Source organism: Streptomyces sp. NBC_00328 (assembly GCF_036139655.1).
Classification (GTDB): Bacteria; Actinomycetota; Actinomycetes; order Streptomycetales; family Streptomycetaceae; genus Streptomyces.
This window is the reverse complement of the sequence record NZ_CP108013.1, coordinates 1,020,541-1,044,429: the sequence shown is the minus strand read 5'-3', so window position 1 is coordinate 1,044,429 and position 23,889 is coordinate 1,020,541. Positions and strand designations below refer to the sequence as shown.

General features: G+C 70.7%; 24 protein-coding genes and 3 pseudogenes. 14 read left to right on the top strand and 13 right to left on the bottom strand.

The genetic code is table 11. The features are described 5' to 3' along the window. Positions 1–9: 9 nt before the first annotated feature. Both OG485_RS04430 and OG485_RS04425 read left to right on the top strand, forming a co-directional pair. The gene (locus OG485_RS04430) at positions 10–1,203 is read left to right on the top strand and encodes a flotillin family protein (protein ID WP_328664689.1); all 1,194 of its coding nucleotides are present in this window, start codon (positions 10–12) and stop codon (positions 1,201–1,203) included. A 288-nt stretch (positions 1,204–1,491) separates the two neighbouring features. Then, a complete protein-coding gene (locus OG485_RS04425) occupies positions 1,492–2,967 on the top strand; it encodes an FAD-binding protein (protein WP_328664688.1) in 1,476 nt (491 codons plus the stop codon). 34 nt (positions 2,968–3,001) lie between these two features. Here the strand turns inward: OG485_RS04425 and OG485_RS04420 are convergent, their stop codons facing one another. The 7 genes from OG485_RS04420 to OG485_RS04390 form a co-directional block, all read right to left on the bottom strand. Continuing rightward, the gene (locus tag OG485_RS04420) at positions 3,002–3,949 is read right to left on the bottom strand and encodes a TauD/TfdA dioxygenase family protein (protein ID WP_328664687.1); all 948 of its coding nucleotides are present in this window, start codon (positions 3,947–3,949) and stop codon (positions 3,002–3,004) included. 382 nt (positions 3,950–4,331) lie between these two features. Beyond that, positions 4,332–4,799, bottom strand: a complete 468-nt coding sequence (locus OG485_RS04415) for a peroxiredoxin (protein WP_328664686.1) — start codon at positions 4,797–4,799, stop codon at positions 4,332–4,334. Next, complete coding sequence (locus tag OG485_RS04410) at positions 4,796–5,176, bottom strand: DoxX family protein (protein WP_328664685.1); 381 nt, start codon at positions 5,174–5,176, stop codon at positions 4,796–4,798. The genes OG485_RS04415 and OG485_RS04410 overlap by 4 nt, the downstream gene beginning before the upstream one ends. Before the next feature lie 337 nt (positions 5,177–5,513). Continuing rightward, a complete protein-coding gene (locus OG485_RS04405; RefSeq protein ID WP_328664684.1) occupies positions 5,514–5,993 on the bottom strand; it encodes a cell envelope biogenesis protein OmpA in 480 nt (159 codons plus the stop codon). A gap of 108 nt (positions 5,994–6,101) precedes the next feature. Further along, positions 6,102–6,407, bottom strand: a complete 306-nt coding sequence (locus OG485_RS04400) for a hypothetical protein (protein WP_328664683.1) — start codon at positions 6,405–6,407, stop codon at positions 6,102–6,104. 108 nt (positions 6,408–6,515) lie between these two features. Next, the gene (locus OG485_RS04395) at positions 6,516–6,950 is read right to left on the bottom strand and encodes an ATP-binding protein (RefSeq protein WP_328664682.1); all 435 of its coding nucleotides are present in this window, start codon (positions 6,948–6,950) and stop codon (positions 6,516–6,518) included. Positions 6,951–7,059: 109 nt separating this feature from the next. Further along, entirely contained in the window at positions 7,060–7,320 is a 261-nt protein-coding gene (locus OG485_RS04390) for a WhiB family transcriptional regulator (RefSeq protein WP_326789774.1), read from the bottom strand. Between the two features lie 265 nt (positions 7,321–7,585). On the opposite strand from OG485_RS04390, the gene OG485_RS04385 reads away from it, so the two are divergent. After that, the gene (locus OG485_RS04385; RefSeq protein WP_328664681.1) at positions 7,586–8,290 is read left to right on the top strand and encodes a GAF and ANTAR domain-containing protein; all 705 of its coding nucleotides are present in this window, start codon (positions 7,586–7,588) and stop codon (positions 8,288–8,290) included. Between the two features lie 54 nt (positions 8,291–8,344). On the opposite strand, the gene OG485_RS04380 is transcribed toward OG485_RS04385, so the two are convergent. Next, positions 8,345–9,559 carry a phospholipase D-like domain-containing protein gene (locus tag OG485_RS04380; protein WP_328664680.1) on the bottom strand — a complete coding sequence of 405 codons (1,215 nt, stop codon included), beginning with the start codon at positions 9,557–9,559 and terminating at the stop codon, positions 8,345–8,347. Positions 9,560–10,027: 468 nt separating this feature from the next. On the opposite strand from OG485_RS04380, the gene OG485_RS04375 reads away from it, so the two are divergent. Beyond that, positions 10,028–10,438 (top strand): ATP-binding protein, encoded by a 411-nt coding sequence (locus tag OG485_RS04375; protein WP_328456309.1) that lies wholly within the window; start codon positions 10,028–10,030, stop codon positions 10,436–10,438. A gap of 53 nt (positions 10,439–10,491) precedes the next feature. Here the strand turns inward: OG485_RS04375 and OG485_RS04370 are convergent, their stop codons facing one another. Next, positions 10,492–11,679, bottom strand: coding sequence for a PP2C family protein-serine/threonine phosphatase (locus OG485_RS04370; RefSeq protein ID WP_328664679.1), 1,188 nt, complete (start codon positions 11,677–11,679; stop codon positions 10,492–10,494). A gap of 174 nt (positions 11,680–11,853) precedes the next feature. Here OG485_RS04370 and OG485_RS04365 point away from each other — a divergent pair, with 174 nt between their 5' ends. Further along, positions 11,854–12,285 (top strand): MarR family winged helix-turn-helix transcriptional regulator, encoded by a 432-nt coding sequence (locus tag OG485_RS04365; RefSeq protein ID WP_328664678.1) that lies wholly within the window; start codon positions 11,854–11,856, stop codon positions 12,283–12,285. Here OG485_RS04365 and OG485_RS04360 read toward each other — a convergent pair. Then, positions 12,282–12,638 (bottom strand): STAS domain-containing protein, encoded by a 357-nt coding sequence (locus tag OG485_RS04360; RefSeq protein ID WP_328664677.1) that lies wholly within the window; start codon positions 12,636–12,638, stop codon positions 12,282–12,284. The two genes, OG485_RS04365 and OG485_RS04360, sit on opposite strands and share 4 nt — an antisense overlap. Before the next feature lie 198 nt (positions 12,639–12,836). Here OG485_RS04360 and OG485_RS04355 point away from each other — a divergent pair, with 198 nt between their 5' ends. From OG485_RS04355 to OG485_RS04340, 4 genes and pseudogenes are all read left to right on the top strand, one after another. Then, positions 12,837–13,298 (top strand): MarR family winged helix-turn-helix transcriptional regulator, encoded by a 462-nt coding sequence (locus tag OG485_RS04355; protein WP_328664676.1) that lies wholly within the window; start codon positions 12,837–12,839, stop codon positions 13,296–13,298. Between the two features lie 195 nt (positions 13,299–13,493). Then, positions 13,494–14,309, top strand: a complete 816-nt coding sequence (locus OG485_RS04350) for an ABC transporter ATP-binding protein (protein ID WP_328664675.1) — start codon at positions 13,494–13,496, stop codon at positions 14,307–14,309. After that, positions 14,269–14,913 (top strand): annotated as a pseudogene (locus OG485_RS04345) (ABC transporter permease); the annotation flags it as partial. The gene OG485_RS04350 and the pseudogene OG485_RS04345, both read left to right, overlap by 41 nt. A gap of 334 nt (positions 14,914–15,247) precedes the next feature. Then, positions 15,248–15,547: pseudogene (locus OG485_RS04340) on the top strand (IS30 family transposase); the annotation flags it as partial. Positions 15,548–15,895: 348 nt separating this feature from the next. Here the strand turns inward: OG485_RS04340 and OG485_RS04335 are convergent. Both OG485_RS04335 and OG485_RS04330 read right to left on the bottom strand, forming a co-directional pair. After that, the gene (locus OG485_RS04335; protein WP_328664674.1) at positions 15,896–16,345 is read right to left on the bottom strand and encodes a hypothetical protein; all 450 of its coding nucleotides are present in this window, start codon (positions 16,343–16,345) and stop codon (positions 15,896–15,898) included. Positions 16,346–16,545: 200 nt separating this feature from the next. Further along, positions 16,546–17,175 carry a PadR family transcriptional regulator gene (locus tag OG485_RS04330; protein WP_328664673.1) on the bottom strand — a complete coding sequence of 210 codons (630 nt, stop codon included), beginning with the start codon at positions 17,173–17,175 and terminating at the stop codon, positions 16,546–16,548. 86 nt (positions 17,176–17,261) lie between these two features. On the opposite strand from OG485_RS04330, the gene OG485_RS04325 reads away from it, so the two are divergent. The 3 genes from OG485_RS04325 (at position 17,262) to OG485_RS04315 (ending at position 21,148) form a co-directional block, all read left to right on the top strand. Continuing rightward, positions 17,262–17,966 carry an ABC transporter ATP-binding protein gene (locus OG485_RS04325; RefSeq protein ID WP_225900152.1) on the top strand — a complete coding sequence of 235 codons (705 nt, stop codon included), beginning with the start codon at positions 17,262–17,264 and terminating at the stop codon, positions 17,964–17,966. 5 nt (positions 17,967–17,971) lie between these two features. Further along, entirely contained in the window at positions 17,972–20,794 is a 2,823-nt protein-coding gene (locus OG485_RS04320) for an FtsX-like permease family protein (protein ID WP_328664665.1), read from the top strand. A gap of 225 nt (positions 20,795–21,019) precedes the next feature. Beyond that, complete coding sequence (locus OG485_RS04315; RefSeq protein ID WP_328664663.1) at positions 21,020–21,148, top strand: hypothetical protein; 129 nt, start codon at positions 21,020–21,022, stop codon at positions 21,146–21,148. Between the two features lie 10 nt (positions 21,149–21,158). On the opposite strand, the gene OG485_RS04310 is transcribed toward OG485_RS04315, so the two are convergent. Beyond that, positions 21,159–21,314, bottom strand: coding sequence for a hypothetical protein (locus OG485_RS04310; RefSeq protein ID WP_328674855.1), 156 nt, complete (start codon positions 21,312–21,314; stop codon positions 21,159–21,161). Between the two features lie 409 nt (positions 21,315–21,723). Here OG485_RS04310 and OG485_RS04305 point away from each other — a divergent pair. Both OG485_RS04305 and OG485_RS04300 read left to right on the top strand, forming a co-directional pair. Beyond that, positions 21,724–21,960 (top strand): annotated as a pseudogene (locus tag OG485_RS04305) (ABC transporter permease); the annotation flags it as partial. Positions 21,961–22,075: 115 nt separating this feature from the next. Next, entirely contained in the window at positions 22,076–23,713 is a 1,638-nt protein-coding gene (locus tag OG485_RS04300; protein WP_328664659.1) for an MFS transporter, read from the top strand. Positions 23,714–23,889 lie beyond the last annotated feature (176 nt).

The window sequence follows — 23,889 nt, the reverse complement described above, 5'->3', positions numbered from 1 at the left end:
AGGAGAAGCATGTTCGGTTATCGCGTACCCGCTCCCGATGAGGCGATGTTGATCTCGGGTGGCAGGCGGGGACTGGGGGGCGCGCCGTTCCGAGTGGTGACGGGGCACGGAAAGTTCGTGCTCCCCGTCTTCCGTAAGACCCGCTTCCTGACCCTGTCCATGTGCGAGGCGGAGGTCACCGAGACCTGTGTCACGAAGCAGGGCATCTCGCTGCACGTCCGTGCCGTGATCGCGTTCAAGGTGGGCAACGACACCGAGAGCATCATCAACGCGGGGCAGCGGTTCCTGTCCGACCAGGACCAGATGTCGGTCCTGACGGGCCGGATCTTCGCGGGCCATCTGCGTTCCATCATCGGTTCGATGACGGTCGAGGAGATCGTCACCGAGCGGCAGAAGCTCGCCGCCGAGGTCCTCGACACCTCGAAGCTGGAGATGGCGAAGATCGGCCTGATCGTCGACTCGCTCCAGATCCAGTCGATCGACGACGGCGACACCGGCTACATCGACGCGATGTCCGCGCCGCACAAGGCGGCCATCCAGCGTCAGGCCCAGATCGCCCAGGCGCAGGCCACGCAGGCCTCCGTCGAGGCGCAGCAGGTGGCGGCGCGCAACCAGGCCGAGTACGCCCGGCAGACGGCCATCGTGCAGGCGGAGTACTCGGCCGAGGTGGACCGGGCACAGGCGATGGCCGCCCAGGCGGGCCCGCTCGCCCAGGCCCACGCCCAGCAGGAGGTCCTCGCGGCGCAGACCGAACTCGCCCAGCGCGCCGCCCTGTTGCGTCAGCAGCAGCTCGTCGCCGAGGTCGTCAAGCCGGCCGAGGCGGAGGCCGAGCGGATCAAGGTGCTCGCCATCGCCGATGCCGAGCGCATGAAGATCCAGGCCGAGGCGGCCGCCTCGCACGACCGGGTCGCGCTCGACCGGATGCTGATCGACCAGCTGCCCCTGATCGTCAAGGAGGCGGCCGGCGGTCTCGCGGGCGCCAACGTCAACGTCCTCAACGGCGCCGACGGTCTCGGCGAGATAGCGGCCGGCCTGGTCGCCCAGGGTCTGACCATCCTCGACTCGGTCCGCCAGAACCTGGGCGGGCAGAACGCCGAGGGCGGCGCCGGGAAGGCGAACAGCCCGCTCGAGCTCCAGGGATACAGCCGCACGCCGGTCGACGTCGACGGCGACGAGCCGAAGGGCTCCTCGGCGGCCAACTGACCGTCCCCGGTCCTTCGCCCACCGCGTCCGCCGTCCCCTCCGGGGCGGCGGACGCGGCCGTTTCGCCCGGCACCGGGCAGGCGGGGCACCGCGGCCGGCCATCGGCTCGCGACGGGACGAGGCCGGACCCGGGCCGGCGCACGAGACTGCGTGCATCACGTCGCCGGGCGGACGGGAACTGTCAGACAGGCCCCAGTGACCCCGTTCGGATCAACCGGCCCCAAGGGCTCTCAAGTCCCTTACACTCTGCCCCAGTTGATCTCGATGCGGCCGCCCCTGGAGGAGCGCATGCCCCGGACACCCTCGCGACGTAACGCACTTCAGGGCCTCGCCGCCGCCGGCGCCGCGGTCGTCGGGTTCGATCCCTTCACCCGGAGCTGGGCGGCCACCACGACCGGCACCGGCCGTCGGCCGCTCGCCGGCCTTCCGCCGCTGGACGGGAGCGTGCACACCGACGACGCCTCGCTCACGGCGGACGCCGACGACTACGGACACATCGTCCACCGGCGTCCGGCCGCGGTGCTGCGACCGGGCTCGGTGCGCGACGTCGTCGCGATGGTCCGCTTCTGCAACGAGCACGGTGTGTCCGTCGCACCGCGCGGCCAGGGCCACGCCACACAGGGGCAGGCACAGGTCGACGGCGGCCTGGTCATCGAGACAGCGCCGCTCGCCACCATCGGCCCGGTCGGGCCGGGCAGTACGACGGTCACCGTCGGCGCGGGCGCCAGATGGAGCCAGGTCGCCCACGCCACCCTGGCCCACGGACTCACCCCGCCCACCCTCACCGACTACCTCGAACTCTCCGTCGGCGGAACCCTCTCGGTCGGCGGCATCGGAGGCCAGACCCACCAGCAGGGCGCCCAGGTCGACAACGTGACGGAACTCCAGGTCGTCACCGGCGCCGGTGACCTCGTCCGCTGCTCCCCGACCCGCCACCGCGATCTGTTCCACGCCGTGCTCGCCGGACTCGGCCAGTGCGCGATCATCGTCGGCGCCACGCTGCGCCTGGTCCCCGCGCCCGAGACCGTACGCCACTACCTCCTGCCGTACGACGACCTGCGCACGTTCCTCGACGACCAGCGGCTGCTCGTCGAAGAGGGCCGTTTCGCCTACGTCGAGGGCCAGGTGACCGCCGACGCCGACGGGGCGTTCAACGGCTACCTCCTCGAAGCCGTCGCCTACGGGCCGCCCGTCGGTCCCGCCCCCGACGACACCACGCTGCTGCGCGGACTGCGGCACGACCCCGCGGGCGCCCAGACGAGCGACCTCGGCTACTACGACTTCCTCGACCGGCTCGCGGCCGGAGTCGCCGCGCTCAAGGAAGCGGGCCTGTGGGCCTTCGCCCACCCCTGGCTGAACCTGCTGCTGCCGGGCCGTTCGACGGCGGCACTGGCGGAATCCCTGCTGGCGGACCTCACCCCGGCCGACCTCGGGCCCGGCGTCGTCCTCCTGTACCCCGTGCTGCGCGAGAACCTGCACGCCCCGCTGCTGCGCACTCCCGACGACCGGGTGTCCTATCTGCTGGCGGTCCTGCGCACGACCCCGCCCGAGGACACCGCGACCGTCGGCCGTCTCCTCGCGGCCAACCGGGCCGCCTACGACACCGTCCACGCGGCGGGCGGCACCCACTACCCGGTCGGCTCGGTCCCCTTCGGCGCGGCCGACTGGCGCGAGCACTTCGGCCCCGCCTACCGACGGCTGGCCACCGCCCGGCACACGTACGACCCGCGAGGGATCCTGGTCCCCGGGCAGGGCGTCTTCTGACGGAGGTGTCCAGTCCCCGGCCCGCGGACCGCGCTCACCAGCGGCCGGGCTCGCTGCCCACGATCGGCGCCGACGGCTCGCCGTTCACCCCCCTCGGGACATCACCGGCCAGCATCACCCGGTGCATGACCCGGGGGTGGTCGAGGTGGGCGGTGTCGCTCGGTGCCAGATGGATGGTGGCCCGGTTGTCCCAGAAGGCGACACTGCCCGCCTCCCACCGGAAGCGGACCGTGTACTCGGGCCGGGTCGCCTGCTCCAGCAGCATGTCCAGCAGTGCCCGGCTCTCCGGCCGGGACACCCCGAGGATCTGCTCGACGTAGTAGCCGTTGACGAACAGCACCCGCTCACCCGTCTCCGGGTGCGCCCGCACCAGCGGGTGGTCGGTGGCGATCTGACGGTCCAGGAGATGACGGACGTACGCGTCGTCGCCCGGCCGGCTCTGGTAGCCGACCCCGAGCCGGTGCTCGGCGCGCAGGGTGTCGACGAAGGCGCGCACGGGAGCGGAGAGGCCCGCGTAGGCGACGGCCAGGTTCGACCAGGTCGTGTCGCCGCCGTACGGGGGCACGGTCTCGGCGCGCAGAATCGTCGCGGCCGGGGGATCGACCCGGGCGCCGTGGTCGCAGTGCCACCCGCGCAGCAGCGAGTGACGGCGCCTGCGCAGCCATTCCTCGTGGTCCATGCCGTAGCGCCCGCCCAGTTCGAGACGGTCGGCCGTCGTCTCGATCTCGGGGAACTCCATGGGCGACGCGCTGCCCCGGGAGCGGAGACGGACCGGAGTTCCGAAGCGGCGCGCGAAGGCGACGTGCGCGGTGTGATCGAGCCGCTGGCCGCGGAAGAACAGGACCTTCCAGCGCAGTACGGCCGCCCGGATCGCGGCCACGACCTCGTCCGTCAGCGGTTCCGCCAGGTCGACTCCCGTGATCTCGGCGCCGATGTGTCCCGCCGCCGGTCTCACTTCGAGGGATGCGACCTGGTCCATCATGGGGCCTCCGTGGTTCGTGTGTCGGGCTCTTCGGCTTCAGGATGACCGTTCGGCCGGGAACGGGACAGGCCGCCTCGCGAGCGGTGCCGGCCGCAGGGTGCCGGTCGGGGGAGGGCGGTGCGCGGGGGCGCCGGGGCATCCGCTCGGGCAGGGCGGGTGCTTGGGCAAGGCAGGGCGGGCGTTCGCGCCGGGCGCACACGGGAGGCGCGCGGCGCGCACGGGGTGTGTCCGGTGTCCCCCACGTCACCGGGTCGCACTCCCTGTCGGCGGACACGGGCCGTACCGAGAATGGGGCACAGTGAACGGGGCCCGCCCTCCATCCGCATAGGGGCGGGGCCCGTTCACTCCGTACAGGGGCCGTGCGCGAGGCGCCCCGGACCTCTCAGCCCTTGTACTCGCGCAGCGCGGCCAGAGCGCGGTCGGCGTGGGCGCTCATGCGCAGTTCGCTGCGGACCACCTCCAGGACGGTGCGGTCCTTCGCGATGACGAAGGTGACCCGCTTGGTGGGGGCGAGCGAGAAGCCCCGCTTCACCCCGAACCGCTCCCGCACGGCTCCGTCGACGTCGGACAGCAGCGGGAAACCGAGCGTGTGACGGTCGGCGAACTCCTGCTGCCGGTCGACCGCGTCACCGCTGATCCCGACCGGCCGCGCGCCGGCGGCCGTGAACTCGGTGGCCAGATCGCGGAAGTGGCAGGCCTCGGCGGTGCAGCCGGCGGTGAGGGCCGCGGGATAGAAGAAGAGCACCACCGGTCCCTCGGCCAGCAGCTCGGACAGGCTCCGCGTCGCCCCGGTCTCGTCCGGCAGCGCGAAGTCCTCGACCTTGTCGCCCACGTTCACCTGAGATGTCATGACTGTCCCTTTCCGGACCGGGCGACTGCGCGCGCCCAGAGTACGAGCGGCACCTGGAGCGGGAGCCGTGCCAGGGCCGCGGCCCTGAGCGGCGCGGGGCGGTCGCGCCAGTCGGCGGCCATCTTGACGTTGGCGGGGAGGACCCCGACGAAGAACGCGGCGGTGGCCAGCGCGGCGACCCTGCGCGTCCGGGGGAGTGCCACCCCTGCCGCCAGGGCGAGTTCGGCGGCGCCGCTCACGTACGTCCAGGTCCTGGGCGCTCCCGGGAGAGCGCGCGGGATGATGGCGTCGAACTGCCGTGGTGCGGCGAAGTGGGCGACGCCCGCGGTGGCCAGAAGGCCTGCGAGCAGCAAGGGTGATCGTTCGGGCCGTGGCACGGTTCCTCCTCGGGGGGCCTGCCCGCGGATATTACTGCAGAGTAAGTGCCAGTGGTACGGGTGGGACACGTCGGCCGGCCGTCGTTCGGATGGCGTGCGCATGCTCTCCGCGTGCCGTCCGCATCCCCTCCACGTGCCGTCCGTGTACCGTCCGAGGGCCGGAGCGGGGAGCCGGGGCGTCGGGGCGTACCGGCGGGGCGTCGGGGCGTACCGGCGGGGCGTCGGGGCGTACCGGCGGGGCGTACCGGCCGGGAGTCGGGTGTCAGGGCATGACGGCAGGGCTCTGGTGTCAGGGCACGACGGCAGGAAGCCGGGTGTCAGGGCGGGCGGCGGGGAGTCAGGCCGTCAGAGCATGCCGGAAGCCGCTCGCAGCCATCCCCTCGCTCCGACCGGTCGCTTCGTTCCGCCCTGTTCCCTCACTCCGCCCCGTTCCCTCACCCCGTCCGGTCGTCTCGCCTCGGCCCACGGCGGTCGTACGTGCCGGGGCCTGCACCGCGTACGTGGTCTTCGCGGGGTCGACGAGCGGGTCGCCGAGCGTGATCCGTCCCGCCGCGTGCAGCGCGTCGCACTCGCCGGTGGGCAGGGCGACATAGCAGCCGCCGCGCCTGGTCGAAGGATCGAAGGGAAGCCAATAGCCGTACCGACGGCGGCCGTTGGCATGCACGGTGAGGCGGACGGGGAACCGGCGCTGGGTGATCAGACGCAGGATCTCGGCGCCTTCGGGGCCGAGCGGGGCGGGCGTGCGGGGCAGCGGCCGCACCATGGTCACCGGCCTCCGATCGGCGCTCGCGGCACGGAGATGCGGGGTCGGCGTCATGTGCGGGCGGCCTTTCGACGGACGGACGGGATCACACGGCACGAGTGCGGTGATCTTCTGGCTGACCAGCATTGTTCCGTACGGGACTGACAACAGGGAAGGAATGGCTCAGCCACGTCGTGTCGATGCCCGTGCGCGACGGGACCGGGCGGCGAGCTGGCCTTGGACGAAGGGGTCCGTGGCGGGGTCGTAGGACCCGGCGTGGTCGGCCAGGGTCTCGGTGATCCGCTCCCATTCGTCCAACTCCGTCTGTGTGTCGGGCGCCGTCCCGCCGGCGGACGGATTCTCCTCGGCCGCCTTCCTCGCGTCGTCGAGGGCCGCCTTCGCCCGGTGATGGTTCATCCCGGTGGCGGTGCGGCGCACCCGGTCCCACACCGCGTGCTGCCGCTCGGACGGCTCCGGCTCCTGACTCAAGGCTCCACCTCGATCGTGCGACGGAACAGCTTCCTCACCGCAACCGTGTGCCCGTGCCGCGCGGAACGACACCTCCGCGTCGGCGTGCGCGGCGCGGGTACCGTCCCGTCACCAGGGCAGGAACGCGTGGACGTCCTTGCCGTCGGGCCGCACGATCACGCTCACCTGGTCGCACAGCGCGTGGACGAGATGCCAGCCGATGCCGCCCCCGCCCTGGGACGGGCGGAAGCGGCGTGGCGCGGGCGGGGTGGTGCTGGTGTCGTGGAGCGTCACGTGCACACCGCCGATGGTGGGACGCATCTGGAGCTCGAAGGGGCCGGGAGCGTACTGGACCGTGTTCGCGGCGAGTTCGGTGACCACCAGCAGGATGTCGTCCCAGTGCTCGGCCGCCGAGGGCGGTGTCGCTCGCGCGAGGGCCCGCAGATAGCCGTCCGCGGCCAGCCGCGCGTCGGACACGTTGCGCAGCTCGCCGCCGAACGCGCTGGTGAGCGTCCCCAGTTCCCCGTACGACGACTTCCCGTTCCGGCTCGGATCGATCTCCATCGTGTCCTTCGTTCGGATCTCGTCGGCGGAATGTCTCTCGCTGCGCCGCGACCCGGTCGTCTGCTCCGAACCCGGCCCTGTGGCGAGGCCCGGTGCTGCCCCTCCCGCTCTACGCGGAGGTGTTCCGGGAGCGCCCACGGGAGCGGCGCCGCGCCAGCGCGCGCCGTTCCGCCTCGCTCGTACCACCCCAGACGCCGACGGTCTGGCCCGTGTCCAGGGCCCAGCGCAGGCACTCCTCACGGACCGGGCAGCCCGCGCAGACCGCCTTCGCCTCCTGGATCTGGAGCAGCGCGGGCCCGGTGCTCCCGATGGGGAAGAACAGATCGGGGTCAACGGTGCGGCAGGACGCGCCTTCGCGCCAGTTCTCCATGCGAGCCTCCTGATCGAGTCGAACGCGTTCTTCGGAATTCGGTCCCTTCCCGGGTCACCCTTGATCCGCCGGATGAAACAGGCGAGTCGTGCAAAGATCCCGTGGATACTGGAGCGGCCGTAAGGGGCGGCCGCGCCGTACGGCGGGATGCGCCCGGGCCGGCGTACGGACCTCACCCGGCCGCCACGGCGGGGGTGAACCACGGTGTCACAATGGAACCCCCGGGTAAGCGCTGGTTTCGCTTCGACGGATGATCGGATGGCCCATGACGCAGGAGTCCGGCGAGGTCTGGGAGAAGTTTGCCGTCGCCCTGGCGGACATGGCACGGGACCTGCTGGCGCAGGACTCGGTGCAGGCGACCTTGGACCGGATCGTGGAGCACGCGACGGTGCTGATCAACGGCTGCGACGAGGGCGGCATCCTCACCGTCCGCCGCGGTGAGGTCAGCGCCCTGGCCGCGACCAGTGACGTCGTGCGCATGGCGGACCGGATCCAGCAGGACCTGCGGGAGGGACCGTGCTTCGACGCGGTGACCGACCGGGAGCAGCTCTACGCCATCGAGGACCTGCGCCGGCCGCACGAGAAGTGGTCCCGCTTCGCGCCCGAACTGAGAAAGCTCGGCATGGGCAGCATGATGGGCTTCCTGCTCTTCACCGACGAGGACGAACTCGGCGCCCTCAATCTGTACTCGCGCCGTCCGAACATGTTCGACGAGTCGGCCCAGCGTGCCGGCTGGGTCCTGGCCTCGCACGCCGCGGTCGCCCTGTCCGCGGCCCGTACACACCAGCAGCTCGGCCATGCCCTGGAGACCCGCCACGAGATCGGTGAGGCGATGGGCATCCTCATGGAACGTCACGGCCTCAGCGAGGAGGACGCCTTCGCCGTGCTGAAGAAGGCCTCCCAGGACCACAACATCAAACTGCGGGAGATCGCCCGCAAGGTCTGCGAGACCGGCGAACGGCCCCGCTGACCCCCTGACCGATCCCGTCCGGACCCGACCGGACCAGGGTTTGTCCGACGATTCCTAGAGGAAACGGCGCAGGGGTACGACGGCCAGCTCCTTGGCGCGCTGGACCGGGGACCTGCGCCGCCAGCGGGTCGGATCGATGCTCACGGCGTTCTCCCGGTCCTCGTCGAAGTCCCGGTCGAGGGTCGCGGTGAACGCCTCGTCGAGGACGGCCAGCATGACCTCCTCGTCGTGCTCCATCGAGCGGCGGTTGAAGTTGGTGGAACCGATCAGGGAAGCCACCCCGTCCACTGTCATGATCTTGGTGTGGAGCATGGTTGGCTGGTACTGGCGTATCTCGACACCGGCGGCCAGCAGCGTGCCGTAGTGGTTCTGGCCGGCGAGCTGACAAGCCCGCTGGTCGGTGTACGGACCGGGCAGCAGGATCTCCACCCGGACACCGCGGCGCGCCGTCGCGCACAGCAGGTCGACGAAGTAGGTGTCGGGAGCGAAGTAGGCGGTGGCGAGGCGGAAGCGTTCCTCCGCGGAGCCGAGCATCACCCGGATGAGGGTCTGCATGTCCTGCCAGCCGAAACTGGCCGAGCCCCGCACCACCTGCACCGTCGCCGTCCCCGGCTGACCGTGCCCGGTGAAGCGGTCCCGGTCGTCGAAGAGCTCGTCGTGGCACTCCGCCCAGTTCTGCGCGAACGCGGCGGCGATGCCGTCCACGGCCGGCCCCCGCACCTTGACGTGCGTGTCCCGCCACTCGGAGGGACCGCGGGCGTCCCCGCACCATTCCTCGGCGATACCCACGCCGCCGGTGAACGCGGTGTGCTCGTCGACGACGAGCGCCTTGCGGTGACAGCGGTGGTTCTGCTTCAGGGGCGAGAGCCACAGCGGCTTGCGGAACCACGCGACCTGCACACCCGCTGCGGTCATGGACCGCAGCAGGTCCCCTTCGATCCGCTTCGCGCCGAAACCGTCCAGCAGGAGCCGCACCCTGACGCCCGCCCGCGCCCGGTCGGCCAGCGCGGCGGCGAAGTCACGGGCTATCTGCCCGCGCCAGTAGACGAAGGTCATCATGTCGATGGTGTGCTCGGCGGACCGCACCGCGTCGAGCATCGCGGCGAAGATCCGGTCGCCGTTGCGCAGGGGAACCAGCTCATTTCCCTCGGTGGCGGCGATGCCGATCAGCCGTTCCAGGCGTCTGCGGAACCGCTGCTTGCGGCGACGCGCCTCCGCCGGGGCCACCGTTCCGTACGCCTCGACTCGTGCAGCGATGGTCTGGGACATCCGCAGTCTCCTGTTGTGCGTGCCGCGTTCCGACAGTCCGTGCCGCGTTCCGTCCGGTCGCCCCGGGCGGAACGCGGAGCAGTGCCGGGGTGGCGGCCCTGCCGGCCGCTGCCCGGCGAGGGCCACCACCCCGGCCGCTCGACCGTGCCGGCCTCGGGGTCGCCCGGCCCCGACGACCGACACGGGAGCGATGTCGCCGAACCACCCGTGGGCGTCCGGGACGCGTGCCTAGTGCCCCCGATCCGCCGCGGCAGTCCCCTGTCCCCGAGACCTTTCGCCGTGGGCCGGCCTCGGGGCGCCGTCTCGGAGGGGGACGCCTGTGGACGGGGTGTGAAGCCGGGGACACCTGTGACATGGCCTCCGGAGGTCCGGGAACAAGGGGAGACAGCCTGCCCGGCACTTCGATCAGCGCGGAGGGGCGCCGCCGCGCGGCGCGCGGGCGGGACGTACGGCAAGGGAGGCGAAGGCATGACCACCGTCGAACCGTCCTGCGATCTCGGTCCCGATCTCGGTGCGAGACTGGAGCGGGATCCGCAGGCCGCCGTGCACGCCCGGCGGATGGTCCGCACGTTCCTCGGCGGCCTGCCGCGCGCCGTGCCGCGCGAGACCGCCGAGGCGGTCACGCTCGTGGTCTCGGAGCTCGTGACGAACGTGGTGCGCCACGCGCGCGGTCGTCTGTGCAGCCTGGACCTGAGGGACATGGGCCACGGGGTGGGCATCTCGGTCTCCGACGACGACCCCGAGCCGCCGCGCCCGAAGCGCCTCGACCTGACCGGACAGGGCGGCTTCGGCTGGCCGCTGGTGCACCGGCTGTCCGCCGAGCTGACCGTGCTGTCCCGCCCCGACGGCAAGACGGTCCACGCGGTCGTGAGGTTCTGACAAGTGCCGCTTCCGGCCGGCCCAGCGGGAGCCAGGCCGGCCGCCTGAGCCGGTTACCGAGCTGCGCCGTGCCGGGCGCTCGCCGGGCCGTGCCAGTCGAGGCACACCACGAGGGCGTCGTCCTCCGGGCCGGGCCTGCCCCGGTGACCGGTCAGCTCCCGCAGGACGGCGCGGGGCACCTCCGCCGCGGGCAGCAGCCGGGTGGAGCTGATCGCCCTGGCCAGGGCCTTCTGCCCGTACCTCTCGCCGCCCGGCCCGGCCACGGCGTGGACGCCGTCGCTCACGAAGAGGAGCCGGTCGCCGGGTTCCACCCGGAACTCCTGGACGAGGTAGTCGGTCTCCTCGAACATGCCGAGGGGCAACTGGGCCTCGAACTCGACGCGTTCGACGGTCCTGCCGCGCAGCCGCAGCATCTGGGGCGATCCCGCGTCGATCACGCGCATCCGGCCGGTGGACAGCTCGAAGTCGAGCATGAGCACGGACAGATAGCGGTCGCCGCGGTACTGGGCGTGGACCGCCTGATCGGCGAGCGCCGCCTGGTCCGCGAGCGGGATGCCGGCCCGGCGCGCGTTGCGCAGGGCGTTGATACCGAGATTGGTGAGCAGTGACGCCTCGATACCCTCGCCCATCCCGTTCGTCACGTAGAGGGACAGCCGCTCGGCGTCGGCCGACCAGTCGAAATTGTCGCCGAAGATCGCGTAGGCGGGTTCCAGCTGGGCGCCGAGCTCGTACTCGGGCCGGGAGCAGGAGCGGCCGGGCAGGAGCTGCCACTGCATCTCCGCGGCCAGGGTCAGCCGGTCCTTGCGGCGGGCCTGGAGGTACAGGTCGGTGTCGCGTTCGGCCACGAGCACCTCGTGGCCGAGGACCTCGGCGATGTCGGCGAGCTCGGCGACCGTGTCCGCGTCGCAGGCGGCGGAGGGCAGGACGACGGACAGGACGCCGAGCCGGTCGCCGCGGACCGTCACCGGGAGGTGCGCTCGTACGCCCCCGTCGCCGCGTTCCTCCACGAAGGGTTCCTGAGCGCCGAAGGCCCGGCCCTCGGGGCTGGTGTGCACCGGAATGGGTTCCAGGGTGTGCGGAAGCACCGAGACGGGCTGCAGCACGGTGAGCCCGTAGTCGGCCATGAAGAGTTCGACGGAATCGGCCGCGTAGTGATCGCACAGCACGTCACGGACCGCGTCCAGCAGCTGATGGGGCGCCGCGGTGCGCAGGGCACGCTCCGCGGCCACGAATCTGTTCACGATGTCGCACAGACCAATCTTCGAGAAGTTCAAGGAGTCCAAGGGGTTCGAGGGCCGGTATCCACCCTTTCGTTCCTGGTGTCGCGCCGACAGGCTGACAGCGCCCGGGAAGACTGGGAGAGTTGGACGGTGACTTCCTCCGGCCCGCGTCCACGCCGCAGCGAGGTGGCCCGCGTGACCGCCGAGGCCGCCGAGCTTCTGGAGATCCTCTGGGGCCGCGCCTCGACGGCCCCGGTCTCCGCCTCCCAGTTGCGGGTGCTGTTCATCCTGGAACACGGCGAGGGCATCAACCTGAGGACCCTGGCCGACGCGCTCGGCTCCACACCTCCCTCGACCAGCAGACTCTGCGACCGGCTGCAGGCCGTGGGGTTCGTCGAACGGGCACCGAGTACCACCAGCCGCCGCGAGCTGCGCCTGTTCCTGAGCCCCCAGGGCCGGACCTTCCTCGCGGAACTGCGCGCACGGCGCGAGCGGGCCGTGGAAGCCGTCCTCGCGCAGATGCCGGCCGCCGGGCGGGAGGCGCTCGTGGAGGGGCTGGCGGCCTTCTGCGCGGCCGCGTCGGCACAGCTCCACGACGTGGACACCCTCGAGGCCCGCTCCGCCTAGTGCCGGGCCGTCCCTTCTCCGATGCGGACCAGTGCGGCGTCCACATCGGCCACCGACGGTATGGCGAGGCTGACGCCCGTGAGATCCAGAACGCGCTGGACGGCCGGCGCCGGGGACACGAGGCATACTCCGCCTCCCGCGTGTCCGGCGGCGTCGTGGGCCTTGAGCAGGGCGTTGATGCCGGAGGAGTCCATGAAGGGGACCGCGGACAGGTCGAGCAGCAGGTGCCGTCGGCCCCCGCGTACCTGGTCGGCCAGGCGGTGGTGCAGCTCGGGGGCTGTCTCGACATCCAGTTCCCCGGCGACGGTGACCAGGGCGATGCCCTCGCCGTACAAGGTCGCGTCGATGGTCACAGGAGCCTCTTCGGCCGGCACGGTTACCTCCAAGGGGGAACTGACCCGTCGGGATCCACCCGGCGCTGGGATACGCCGGTGAGCAGGTCAACGGTTACCCCCCGAACCGAGGTGCACACCTAGGGTCTCGCCGCCTGAGCCCGGTCTCTTGACCCTCCCTTTCCCGAATTACCTCTGACACAGAGGTAACCTCGGACCGTGAGGTCGGAGTCGGAGAGTTTCCCCGAGGCACTGGCGGACACGCTGGCCGGGTTGCAGCGGCTGATCAGACGGCGGCTGCGCCGCGGCACGGCAGGACCGAGCCTGCGCGGTGCCGAGGTCGATCTGCTGCGGCTGGTCGTCGACCGGCCGGGCATCGGTGTGTCGGAGGCGGCCAAGGAGCTGTATCTGGCGGGCAATTCGGTCTCGACGCTGGTCAACCGGCTGGTCGCGGACGGCTATCTGGTCCGCGAGACCGACCCGGCCGACCGGCGCGCCGCCAGGCTGCTGTCCACCCCGGCGGCCGATGCCCGGTTGCGCGACTGGCGGCAGCGGCGCGCGGTGCTCGTACGCGGCCAGGTGGCGCGCCTCGACGCGGCCGACCGTGCCGCGCTGGAGGCCGCTCTTCCGGCCCTGCGCAAACTGGCGGCGAACCTGCACGAGGAGGCCGAGGAGACATGACAGGGCACAGCAGCGGACGCGGGGAACCCGCACGGCAGGAGAACCCGGAACCCCCACGCGACGAGGCGGACCCGGCCGGCGACCGGGCGGACACGCCCCGAACGCCGGTCCCGGCCACCGCGGTCGACGCCGACGCCGACGCCGTGATGACGGGAGCGGCCGCGGACGGCGCCGTCGCGCCCGCCCCCGGACGCCGTGTCCTGTGCGGGACTCGTGTACGCCTTCGGCGAGATGACCGCCGTCGACGGTCTCGACCTCGCCGTCCGTGACGGTGAGGTGTTCGGACTGCTCGGCCCCAACGGCGCCGGCAAGACCACGGCGCTCCGCTGCATCACCACGCTGCTGCCGGTCCCCTCGGGAAAGGTCCGTGTCTTCGGGCACGACGCCACCCGTGAACGCATGGCCGTACGAAGCCTGTTGGGCTACGTGCCGCAGCAACTGTCCGCCGACTCCGGGCTCACCGGCAGGGAGAACGTGCTCCTGTTCGCCCGCGTCTTCGACGTGTCCCGGCGTGAACGCGCGGCCCGTGTGGCCCAGGCGCTCGACGCGGTCGGCCTCACCGACGTGGCCGACCGGCTCGCCAGGACGTACTCCGGAGGCATGGTGCGCCGCCTGGAACTCGCCCAGGCCCTGGTCAGTGCGCCGCGGCTGCTGATCCTGGACGAGCCGACCATCGGCCTCGACCCGATCGCCCGCACCAGCGTGTGGGAGCACATCAACGCCGTACGGGCCGCCACCGGGATGACCGTCCTCGTGACGACCCATTACATGGACGAGGCCGACCAGTACTGCGACCGGGTCGCGCTGATGCACCGTGGACGCGTCCGCGCGCTCGGCACCCCACAGCAGCTCCGGGCGGGTCTCGGCGAGCGCCGTGGGATCGACGGCGACGCTGAACCGCCCACGCTGGAAGACGTTTTCCGCGATGTGGCCGGCAGTGGATTCGACGACCGATCAGGAGACTTCAGCGATGTCCGAAGCACCCGCCGTACCGCTTCCCGCGTCGGCTGAGAGCGTCCGCCCCGGGAGCCTCGACCTGCTCGTGACCCCGCCCAGGGCCCGTACGGGCTGGCGCGTGCTGCCCACCCGGGTCGCCGCGATGTGCGCGGTCGAGCTCCAGAAACTCCGCCACGACCGTACCGAGTTGTACACGCGGGCGATCCAGCCGGCGCTCTGGCTGCTGATCTTCGGCGAGACGTTCACCCGGATCCACGCGATCCCGACCGGGGGGATCCCCTACCTCGACTATCTGGCGCCGGGCATCATCGCCCAGTCCGCCATGTTCATCGCCATCTTCTACGGCATCATGATCATCTGGGAGCGGGACGCCGGCATCCTCACCAAACTCCTCGTCACCCCCACACCCCGCTCCGCGCTCATCACCGGCAAGGCGTTCGCAGCCGGAGTGAAGGCGCTGATCCAGGCCGTGGTGGTCGTCGTGATCGCCGCACTGCTCGGGGTGGCGATGACCTGGAACCCGCTGCGGCTCCTCGGAGTGGCCGTGGCCGTCGTGCTCGGTTCGGCGTTCTTCTCCCGCCTGTCGATGACGATCGCGGGCATCGTGCTCACCCGCGACCGGCTGATGGGCATCGGGCAGGCCATCGCGGTACCGCTTCCAAGCAGTGGCGGCACGGCTGACCAGCGGGTATAGCGCGAGTGATACAGGATCTCCCAGTGGCGGATGGTTTTATCGTGCTGCAGTGCGACTGTGCGGGCAGATTCGCCGGATCGTTGGCTGGTCCGCCGCGACAAGGAAAGAGACCCGCTCGTCCTGGAAGCCCTGGACATGGCCTTTTGGCAACGCGATTGGGACGGAATCCCCCCAGAGCCAAGACGAGTTGAGACTTCACGCCGATGCCGGGTCACAGGGTGGATTCAACCGGTCGTCGCAACACTCGCAGTGGTGGGAGTGTGATGGGCAGGCCGGCAGGGTGAATGAAGGCGTTGACGCCCAGTTCAAGCTCGACACTGGCGTCGCGGTCTACTTCGCGGACCCGCACAGTTCCTGACAGCGCGGGACGAACGAGAACGCGAACAGGCTTCTCCGCCAGTACTTTCCCAGGGGCACCGACCTGGCCAGGTGGTGGCCAGATGAGCTCCAGGTCGTGTCTCACGCCCTCAACAGCAGGCCCCGGAAACGATCCGGTTGGAAGACGCCCGCTGAAGTCCTGAATGATGACCAGTTCCACTACGACACCGCACCGGCCAACGGCTGGCCCATCGCCGCAAATGGTGACTTCGAGGACTAGTGGCCTTACCACGGGCATCGCGGGCACCGGCATCTCCATCCCGTATCCCGCCAGCAGGAACACGGGCCTACAGTCTGATCAGGAGCTAGTGCCCCGGCAGGCAACGTTCGCCCCGTCGCGACGCCCGGCACGCTCCCCCAAGCTCTTCGAGCAGGGGGGACCCCCACTCGCCGCACCGGGCACAAGCCCAAGTACGTCCAGTACGAGGGCTTGCACCCGGCACGCCGAGAGCACGCACCGGACGCCGCTCCTTGACGGGTAAACGTTGCCTGCCGGGGCACTAGCGACGGTCCCCGTCTCAACCTCCTCCCTGGTGCTGAACTGGCAAGGCAAGGGGGTAGGCGCCCGTCAGACGCAGATCCAGCAGTAGAGGCGATGCCCTCGCTCGACCGCCCGGCCCGCCAGGTCGATGGCCTGCTCGAGGAACTCCGCAAGGCCCTGTGGATCCGGCGGTGTGGGGAACACGTCCGATGCGGCCCATACCTGGGCCACGTGGTGCAATGAACCGCGGTCAGCGGCGGCGAACGCGTCACGCAGGGCATCTGTCAGCGACAGACGCAACAGTTGCCCATCGTCGGCCGTCGCGAGCAGGTGACCGTACCGCGGGTCCGCCTGGATGGTCTCGGCAGACCGGCCCGAAAGGATCACCTCCGCCGGCAGCAGGTCGACGGTCGGATCCATACCGTTGACGTCGAACCCGTCATAGCCCGTCGCGGTCGGTTCGTCGTCCTCACGCGTCACGGCCCGGACCGCGTCGTCATCGTCAGCAGCAGCGAAGTAGCCATAGATGACTCCCATGCGGCGATCTTGGTACCCGCCCCTGACACCCGCTCTCGATCAGTCCATCACTCCGGAGGAACCGCACCCAACCCGGATCGCATGCGCCGTCGCTTCACATCGCCGGGTGCGGGGTCCGGTCGTCGCCGCGCAAGCGCGTGCTGTGCGCCGGGTGACGGCTGCGCTCAGCCGTAACCACCTTTGAACGCGCGTGGCGTCGGCTATGCGGACTCCGACCGGCGTCCTCTCCTGCCGTTGTCGTCGCTGGTGGTGTCCGTACCGCCGGATCCTTGGGGCTGTGAACGCTGTGGCGCCTGTGCGTCTTGGGCCGCGGCGAGCGGCGCCAGGTGTGCCGAGGCGCTGTCCAGCAGTCCGAGGTCGGCCTTGGTGTGCGCGATGGCGGCGTCGATCAGGACCGCGACCAGCGGCTCGGCGGCGTGGGCCCGGCGTTGCTGTGCCAGGCCGGCGAGTTCGGACAGGTATGTCTGCCGCTGTGCCTCGATCAGTGTGGTCAGGGCGTGCGGGCCCAGGGCGACGGCGCCGAGGAGTTTCAGGAACAGCTCGTCGCGGAAGCCGCCGACACGTACCCAGGCGCTGGTCGCCCACGTGTTCAGCTCGGTCCTGCCGGCCTCGGTGAGTGTGTAGAGGTTCTTGTCGGGCCGGTCGGTCTGCGTGACCTGTGAGCGTGAGACATAGCCGTCACGGACCAGCCGTTCGAGGATCTGGTAGAGGTGGCCGATGTTCAGGCCACCCCACTGCGGGCCGATGGCCTCCTCGAACCGGGCTTTGAGTTCGTATCCGTGGTTCGGCCGCTGGGTCAGCAGCGCGAGTACCGCGTGGTGGAGCGGCATATACCTCTCCCTTCGGCATTGCTCCCTTCTGCATTGTGACAACATACCCTTGAATTGCGACAATGTATGAGGGTGAGGCTGCATCTATGGCTGTGAGCGTGGCGTTGCGCGGGGTGAGCCGCCGGTATCCCGGGCTGACCGCTCTGGACGGGATCGACCTGGAGGTCGCGGCCGGCGAGGTGGTGATGCTGACCGGGGCCTCCGGTGCCGGCAAGTCCACCGTGCTGCATGTGACGGGCGGTATGGACCAGCCCGACGAGGGGCATGTCGAGATCGACGGCACGGAGCTGGTGCCCCGGAACCTCGACCGCCACCGGCGGCGTATCGGCTTCGTCTTCCAGCGCTTCCATCTGCTGCCCGCGCTGACCGCGCTGGACAACGTGCTCGCCCCCGTCCTGCCCCGCAGAGTGGACTTCGACCGGCGCGAGCGCGGCATGGAACTGCTCGAAGCGGTCGGCCTGGGAGACCGGTCCGACGCCCTGCCCTCGCAGCTGTCGGGCGGTCAGCAGCAACGCGTCGCCGTCGCCCGCGCGTTGGTCAACCGGCCGGGACTGCTGCTGGCCGACGAGCCGACCGGCAACCTGGACAGCGTCATCGGGCGGGAGATCATCGATCTGCTGATGTCGCTGCGCGAGCGGTACGCGATGACGATGCTGATCGCCACCCACGACGCGGAGGTCGCCGCCAACGGCGACCGGGTGGTGCGTCTGCAGGACGGCAGGATCACCTCCGACCAGCGGGTCACGCCGTCCGGCGACGTGCTGAACCGGCTGGGGGGCCTGCGCCCGTGATAACGATGATCCTCGATCAGCTCCGGCGGCGGCGCGGGCGGGCGCTGGCCCTGGCCGCCGGCATCCTGGTGGCGGCGACCAGCTTCACCCTGCTGACCGCGACGGTGAGCACCAGCAGGGCGACCACCGTGGGCACGGTCCGCAAGAACGCACGGTCCGCCTACGACGTCCTGGTGCGCCCGCCGAACTCGCAGACGGACGTGGAACGGCAGAGCGGACTGGTCGAGCCGAACTTCCTGTCCGGCACGTTCGGCGGCATCACCATGGACCAGTACCGGCGCATCCGCGGCATGGCCGGGATCGACGTGGCCGCACCGGTCGCCAACATCGGGTACCTCATGGTGATGAGCACCGTCACCGTGGACGTCTCCCGCTTCCTGGACAGCAAGGCGTCCCGGCAGATCCTGCGCATCAGCCCGACGCTCACGGCCGGACTGGGCGCCTATCGCACCTCCGACGAGTACGTCTACCTCACCCGCTCCCCCCTGACGTCGGGGTCGTCGTCGGATCAGGTCTTCCAGTCCGACACCCTGGAGAAGGGCGCGGTCGACAAGAGCACCCAGCGCTATCGGCTGAAGGGTAAGTACGACGTCTGCTTCTACTTCAACCGGGACAAGACCGAGCAGACGGACTTCAACCTGCAACTGCCGATGAGGCCGAACCTCATCGCCGAGGATCTCAGTGACAGGTCGGCGTTCGACCGGGACCTGAATTCGTGGATGAACTGTCAGTCCGGGCAGGGCAAGGCCACCATCGACGTTCCGGTCAGTTACCCCGTGCTGCTGTCCGCCGTCGATCCTGAGGCCGAGAACCGCCTGGTGGGCCTGGGCGGCGCGATCGCCTCGGGCCGCATGCTCACCGAGCAGGACAAGCCGTGGACGCTGCCGTCCTCCAAGAGCATCCACGGACAGCACGACTCGTACATCCCGGCGCTGCTCAGCAGCAGCCCGCTGACCGCCGGAACGCTCAACGCCGCCGTCGAGCGGCTCGATGTCGGTGACCCGGCCGAGCTGCCCTCCAAACTGGGCAATCCGACAGCCGCCAGTTTCGTCCGCGGCCTGCACGGGACCCGTGTGGGCAAGGTCGGCGTCGATCTGAGCAAGGGCTACCGGAAGGCGCTGGAGGAGGATTCCTTCGACACCGGCGCCTACTGGACGGTGGGCCCTGTCACCTACCGCCGGACATCCGACGGCGACCTCGCCGTGCAGGCACAGCCGCGGCAGAAGCCCGGCCTGTGGGTGACCAACCAAGGACAGCGGCCCGTCCCCTACGTCCCCGAGGAGAACCAGGGCAAGCAGTACCGGAAGGTGGTCAGCCATGCCTCCACGGACTGCCTAGGCCTGGGATACTGCGACCAGGTCGACTCCGGGCGCCTGCCCAATCCCTTCGTCCGCCTGGTCGGCCGCTACGACACCGGCAAACTGCGCGGCTTCTCGACACTGTCCGACGTCCCGTTGGAGACCTACCAGTCGCCACAGGTCACCGGCGCGGACCCCGCCACGCGCGCGGTGCTCCACGACAAGCCGCTGCGGCCCGACCGCAACCTGGGCGGTTACGCCAGCCCGCCGCCCACCATGCTGACGACGATGGACTCCATCACCGCGCTCACCAAGAGCCGCCGGGTCCCGAGCCTGCAGGACAAGGCGCCGGTCAGCGCGATCAGGATCCGGGTGGCCGGCGTGAGCGGCGTCGACACCGCTTCCCGTGCGCGGGTGAACGCCGTGGCCGGGGCGATCCGGGCCGCCTACCCCCGGCTCCAGGTCGACGTCACCGTCGGCAGTTCCCCCGCCCCTCAGACGGTGGCGCTGAGTCCCTCGGCGCATGTGACGGAGCGCTGGGTCGCCAAGGGCGTGGCACTGCGGATCCTCAGGGCGGTGGACACCAAGAGCGCGGTGCTCTTCGTACTGGTCCTCGTCGTGTGCGCGCTCTTCCTCGGGCAGGCGGCGCTGGCTTCGGTGCGCTCACGCCGCACCGAGATCGGCACGCTGCGCTGCCTGGGCTGGAGCGGCGGTGAAGTACTCCGCCTGGTCCTCGGCGAACTGGCGGTCATCGGCCTCGCTGCCGGAGCCGCGGGCACGGCCCTCGCCTACGCCCTTGGCCGCATGCTGGGACAGCCCGGCGCCGGCGCCAAGTCACTCCTCGTCCTGCCGGTGGCGCTCCTCGTGGCCCTGGCGGCGGGATTGATCCCCGCCTGGCTCGCCGCCCGGCTGGGGCCTATGGCAGCCGTCCGACCCCCTGTGACCGCGGCCCGCCGCTCCCGCCCGGTGGGTTCGGTGGCCGGACTGGCCGTGCTCAACCTGCTGCGGGTGCGGGGCCGCACGCTGCTGGGCGCGGCAGGGCTGGCGCTGGGAGTGGCCGCCTTCACCGTGCTGCTCGCCCTGACACTGGCCTTCCGCGGCGAGGCGGCCGGCTCGCTGCTCGGCAACGCCGTGGTGGCGCAGGCACGCGGGGCCGACTACCTCAGCGTCGCCCTCTCCCTGCTGCTGGGTGCCGCCGGCGCTATCGACGTACTGATCATCTCGCAGCGCGAGCGCGCCGCCGATCTCGCGGTGCTGCGGGCGACCGGCTGGACCAACCGCGAGCTGGCGATGCTGACCCTGTACGAGGGGATCGGACTGGCTCTGCTGGGCGGCCTGACCGGCGCGGTGGGCGGCCTGCTCGTGGTGCTGTCGCTCGGTCAGGGCGTGCTGCACGGACACCTCCTTGCGGTCGCCGGCGCCGCACTGCTGGCCACGCTTGCCGCGACCGCCCTGGTGAGCGCGGCTCTGACAGTCCCGATCCGGGGGCTGTCCCGGATCGCCCCCGCCCACCTGCTCGCCGCCGACTGACAGTGAGGATGTGACGTGGTGACGCTGCTGGTGGGTCCGACCCTCCGACTGGCTGACGTTTCGACTGCCCTGTCTGGGATTTGTCGGCCCATCGGGTGTCACCACGCACGCGGCCGGACGGGCGCTTGTGACTTCATGGGAGCTTGGCCCAGAAGCCCCGTCACTGTCTTGTCCACCCGCCCGACCGGCGCGTGCCGCCCTCGGATCGGACACGCATGGACGGACATGACCAGCATGACGCACGACGGCCGGCAGATCACAGGCGGAGTCGACACCCACGGCCTGACCCACCACGCCGCAGTGATCGACCGGATCGGCCGGCACCTGGCCGAGCGTGCGGATCCTGTCGAGTGAAGGCCGTTGATCAGGCGCCGAGTTGGTAGTCGTGCTGGTCGGGGTAGGTGCGCTGGTGTTCGGGGGTGTGGTGGTAGGTGAGGCAGTCGTCGAGGTCGCCGTTGGCTTGGACGGCGCGGAGTTCGAGGACGGCTTCGGCGTCGGCGACTACCTCACCTACCACCACACCCGCAAAACCCCAGCTCAACCGTCCCCCGAGAGGATCCACACCCAACGGCGACTTCGAGGACTACTGGAACTTCCACGTGGCCCGCGAACATCAACGCCTCTACCTCAGCCCTGACCAGCAGCACTACCGCCTCACCGCTTGATCCCGACCTTCACTCCAGAGGATCCGCACCCAACGAGGAAGGGGCTCAAAGACCACGTGGCCGTACAGAACCTGGACCCGGTTTTCGGGCTCACCCTGTCTCGGAGGCGATCCGCGAGGCGTCTCAAGTACCCACCGGGGACAGGCTCAAGATCGCGTCCTTAGTGCCCTTCGATGCAGGCCAGTACGCGTTTGGGGCGCGCATCGACCGCCCCGGCAGTCGGACGTCGGTCGACAGTAAATGTCTTGTGAACCGACGTTGACCCAGGCGATCACCATGCCCCTCTTCTTCGCCTCCAACGCCCTCTACCCGGTGGCCGTCATGCCCGGCTGGCTGAAGGCCGTCAGTCTCGTCAACCCGCTCAGCTACCAAGTCGACGCCCTGCGCGGCCTGCTGCTCGGAACGCCCGCGCACCTGGCCCTGGACTACGGCGTCCTGGCCGTGGCCGCGGCCCTCGGTGTCCTGTCCGCGTCGTCCCTGCTGGGCAGGCTGGCCAGGTGAGGCGGTGATCCCGGTCCCGCGCGTTGATCGATTGGTGGGGCCGGGCGGGCAGGCTTAACGTCGATGGGGTGAACACCCACGTTCGCCGCCGACCCGCGATCCAGGGCCATCCCCGATGACGGCCGGTCACGTGACATCCTCCGATTCTGCCGAGTCCCCGCAGCGGGGCCGAGGCAGCGGTATCGCGCTCCTCGTCATCGCCTCCTGCCAGTTGATGGTGGTCCTCGACATCACCATCGTGAACATCGCGCTTCCGCACATTCAGACCTCGCTCGGTTTCTCGACCGAGAACCTGTCCTGGGTGATCAACGCCTACACGCTGACCTTCGGCGGTCTGCTGCTGCTCGGCGGACGCTCCGGGGACATCCTCGGCAGACGCCGGGTCTTCATGTTCGGTGTGGTGCTCTTCGCCCTCGCGTCGCTGCTCGGCGGACTCTCCCAGGAATCCTGGCAGTTGCTCGCCGCACGCTCGCTGCAGGGCGTCGGCGGGGCCATCGCGTCGCCCACCGCGCTGGCGCTGATCACCACCACCTTCCGCGAAGGGCCGGAGCGCAACAGGGCGTTCGGCGTGTTCGCGGCCGTCTCCGCGGGCGGCAGCGCCATCGGGCTGCTGGCCGGCGGCATCCTCGTCGAGTGGCTCGACTGGCGCTGGGTGTTCTTCGTGAACATCCCCATCGGCCTGCTGATCGTGCTCGCCACGCCCCGCTACATCAAGGAGTCCAAGCGCCACCCGGGCCACTTCGACTTCCTGGGCGCCCTCACCTCCACGCTGGGCATGGTGCTGCTCGTCTACGGCTTCATCCGGGCCTCGGAGAAGGGCTGGAGCAACCCGGTCACCCTCGCGGCCTTCGGGGCGGCACTGGTGTTCCTGATCGCCTTCATCGCCGTCGAACGCCGGTCGAGACAACCCATCACACCGCTGTGGATGTTCCGCGACCGCAATCGCTCGGGCGTCTACGCGATGATGCTGAGCCTCTCCGCCGCGATCTTCGGGATGTTCTTCTTCCTGACCCTGTTCGTGCAGAACATCCTGGGCTTCAGCCCGCTCAAGGCCGGCATCTCGTTCCTGCCGATCAGCGCGATCATCGCGATCGGCGCGGGAGTCGCCTCGAACCTGCTGCCCAGGTGGGGGCCGAAACCCTTCATGGCCGTGGGCGCGGTCCTCTGCGCCCTGGGCCTCGGCTGGCTGACACTGACCGATGTCGACAGCACGTATCTCGGCAGCATCCTCGGACCGACTCTGGTCTTCGGCTTCGGCATGGGCCTGCAGTTCGTGTCGCTGACGCTGATGGCCGTGTCCGGAGTCCAGCCCAAGGAGACGGGCGCCGCCTCCGGCATCCTCAACGCCACCCAGCAGGTCGGCGGATCCCTCGGCCTGTCCGTACTGGTCACGGTCTTCGGCACGGCGAGCCGCAACGAGGCCACGAACCAGGTCGCTGACTTCCTGTCGACCGCGACCCCCGCCCAGCAACTGCAGTTCCGCAGAACGGGACAGTTGCCCGCGCCCTGGAGCGGCCAGGTGCTGACGTCCGGCATCACGGGCGCGTTCGTCGCCGCCGCCGTTTTCGCGGTCTTCGCCGCGCTGGTCGCCCTGATCGTCATCCAGGTGCGCCCCTCCGACCTGGAGCGGCTCCAGGGAGGCGCCGCCGCCATGACTCCGGCGGACGCGGCCGGCGACGCGGAGAGTGCCCCGACCGGCGCGAGTCCGGCGGGCGAGTCGGACGGCCGGGACGGCCCGCCCGGCTCCGGCTGACCCGGCCCCGCCCCAGAGGGCCCGCCCGCGGGCGGGGCGCCCGAACCATCCGACCGAGCCGAACCCCGGCATCCGACCGAGCCGACCCTCGGCACGGGAATCCCAGGTATCCCCGTGGCCGCGTCGCCGTCGTACGGCCGTAGCGGTGCCGCCGCCGCTGCCGCTGCCGGGAGCGT